Here is a 2,684-nt window from a genome sequence, read left to right as displayed (position 1 = left end):
CTTGTAGTCTTCAAGGGATCTTACCTGATCTAATCAGTGGGATATCTTATCTTTGGGTCGGCTTCACGCTTAGATGCTTTCAGCGTTTATCCGATCCGTACGTAGTTGCCCAGCTATGCTCCTGGCGGAACAACTGGTGCGCCAGAGGTACGTCCGTCCCGGTCCTCTCGTACTAGGGACAGCTCCCATCAAATATCCTGCGCCCACGACAGATAGGGACCGAACTGTCTCACGACGTTCTGAACCCAGCTCGCGTACCGCTTTAATTGGCGAACAGCCAAACCCTTGGGACCGAATACAGCCCCAGGATGCGATGAGCCGACATCGAGGTGCCAAACCTCCCCGTCGATGTGGACTCTTGGGGGAGATCAGCCTGTTATCCCCAGGGTAACTTTTATCCGTTGAGCGATGGCATTTCCACTCACATACCACCGGATCACTAACTCCAACTTTCGTTACTGCTCGACCCGTCAGTCTCGCAGTTAGGCTCGCTTCTGCGTTTGCACTCTTTTGCTTGATTTCCGTTCAAGCTGAGCGAACCTTTGAACGCCTCCGTTACTTTTTAGGAGGCGACCGCCCCAGTCAAACTGCCCACCTAACAATGTCCCCCGACTCGATTCAGAGCCGCAGGTTAGAATTCCAATATCGCAAGGATGGTATCCCAACGGCCACTCCGCAACCGCCAAAGCGATTGTTTCCCAGTGTCCCATCTATCCTGTGCATGCAACATCGAAACCCAATATTAGGCTACAGTAAAGCTCCATGGGGTCTTTCCGTCTTGTCGCGGGTAACCGGCATCTTCACCGGTACTACAATTTCGCCGGGCGGGCTGTTGAGACAGTGCCCAAATCATTACGCCTTTCATGCGGGTCAGAACTTACCTGACAAGGAATTTCGCTACCTTAGGACCGTTATAGTTACGGCCGCCGTTCACTGGGGCTTCGATTCAATGCTTGCACATCTCCTCTTAACCTTCCAGCACCGGGCAGGCGTCAGCTCGTATACGTCATCTTTCGATTTAGCACAAACCTGTGTTTTTGGTAAACAGTTGCTTGGGCCGATTCTCTGCGGCTCCATCTCTGGAGCACCCCTTCTCCCGAAGTTACGGGGTCAATTTGCCGAGTTCCTTAACAACCCTTCTCCCGTTGGCCTTAGAATCTTCTTCCTACCTACCTGTGTCGGTTTGCGGTACGGGCACCTCAGAAATCCACACAGCTTTTCTCGCCATCTTCCATCCCAGACTTCGGTACTAACTTCCCTCGATCTCTACCGGAACCAACACCCGGCTCTGAGACTTCAAATGTGTCCCTGTGCTTAACTCTTTTGGTGGTGACGGAATCTCTACCGTCTGTGCATCGGCTACGCCTTCCGGCCTCACCTTAGCTCCCGACTAACTTGGAGCGGACGAACCTTCCTCCAAAAACCTGAGGCTTTCGGCCATGCAGATTCTCACTGCATTCGCGCTACTCATTCCGGCATTCTCACTTCTATACACTCCACAGCCGCTTACGCTACTGTTTCACCGCGTATACAACGCTCCCCTACCCAATGTACAAGTACATTGCCTAAGCTTCGGTGCCAGGTTTAGCCCCGTTAAATTCTCCGCGCAAAGACGCTCGACCAGTGAGCTATTACGCACTCTTTGAATGAGTGGCTGCTTCTGAGCCAACATCCTGGTTGTCTGCGTATCTTCACATCGTTTTCCACTTAACCTGACTTTGGGACCTTAGCTGTAGATCTGGGCTGTTTCCCTTTTGACAATGACATTTATCTGACACTGTCTGACTCCCAGGCATCAATATTCTGGCATTCTGAGTTTGATAGCTTCGCTAACCTCTCGGCCGCTAGGCTATTCAGTGCTTTACCTCCAGATATCTAACCTGAGGCTAGTCCTAAAACTATTTCGGGGAGAACCAGCTATCTCCGGGTTCGATTGGAATTTCTCCGCTACCCACAGTTCATCCGCCGCCTTTTCAACGGAGGTCGGTTCGGTCCTCCATGGAATTTTACTTCCACTTCAACCTGACCATGGGTAGGTCACCCGGTTTCGGGCCCATTATATGCAACTTAACGCCCTTTTCAAACTCGCTTTCGCTTCGGCTCCAGTCCTTAAGACCTTAACCTTGCTGCATACAATCGCTCGCCGGACCGTTCTACAAAAAGTACCCTATCACACATTGACGTGCTCTAGGTGCTTGTAGGCACAGGGTTTCAGGTTCTTTTTCACTCCCCTCCCGGGGTGCTTTTCACCTTTCCTTCACAGTACTATACGCTATCGGTCACTGGGTAGTATTTAGGGTTGGAGGGTGGTCCCCCCATCTTCCGACCAGGTTTCACGTGTCTGGCCGTACTCTGGATTCTGCGCAGCTCTCTCCATTTTCACCTACGTGGTTCTCACACTCTCTGACTGGCCTTCCCATGCCATTCGGTTAACAGATCGAGTCCTAAAAGCAGTCCGTACCCCGGTGGTCTTTCGACCTCCGGTTTGCCCTCTTCCGCGTTCGCTCGCCACTACTTACGGAATCTCGTTTGATGTCTCTTCCTCGCCCTACTTAGATGTTTCAGTTCAGGCGGTTCCCTCGATACACCTATTTTGAATTTCAGTGTAACGTACCTGAGTATGAACCCAGGTGAGTTTCCTCATTCAGAAATCTCCGGATCAATGCTTATTTGCAGCTCCCCGA

Annotated in this window: 1 rRNA gene; it reads right to left on the bottom strand. The window is 51.6% G+C overall.

The window, feature by feature from the left end:
* Positions 1 to 2,684, bottom strand: a 23S ribosomal RNA gene (locus DXA70_RS13520); the annotation flags it as partial.

It is taken from the genome of Faecalibacterium sp. OF04-11AC, from assembly GCF_003460645.1.
Lineage (GTDB): Bacteria > Bacillota > Clostridia > Oscillospirales > Ruminococcaceae > Faecalibacterium > Faecalibacterium prausnitzii_I.
The sequence above is the reverse complement of the archived record's forward strand: the minus strand, read 5'-3'. Positions and strand labels throughout refer to the sequence as shown.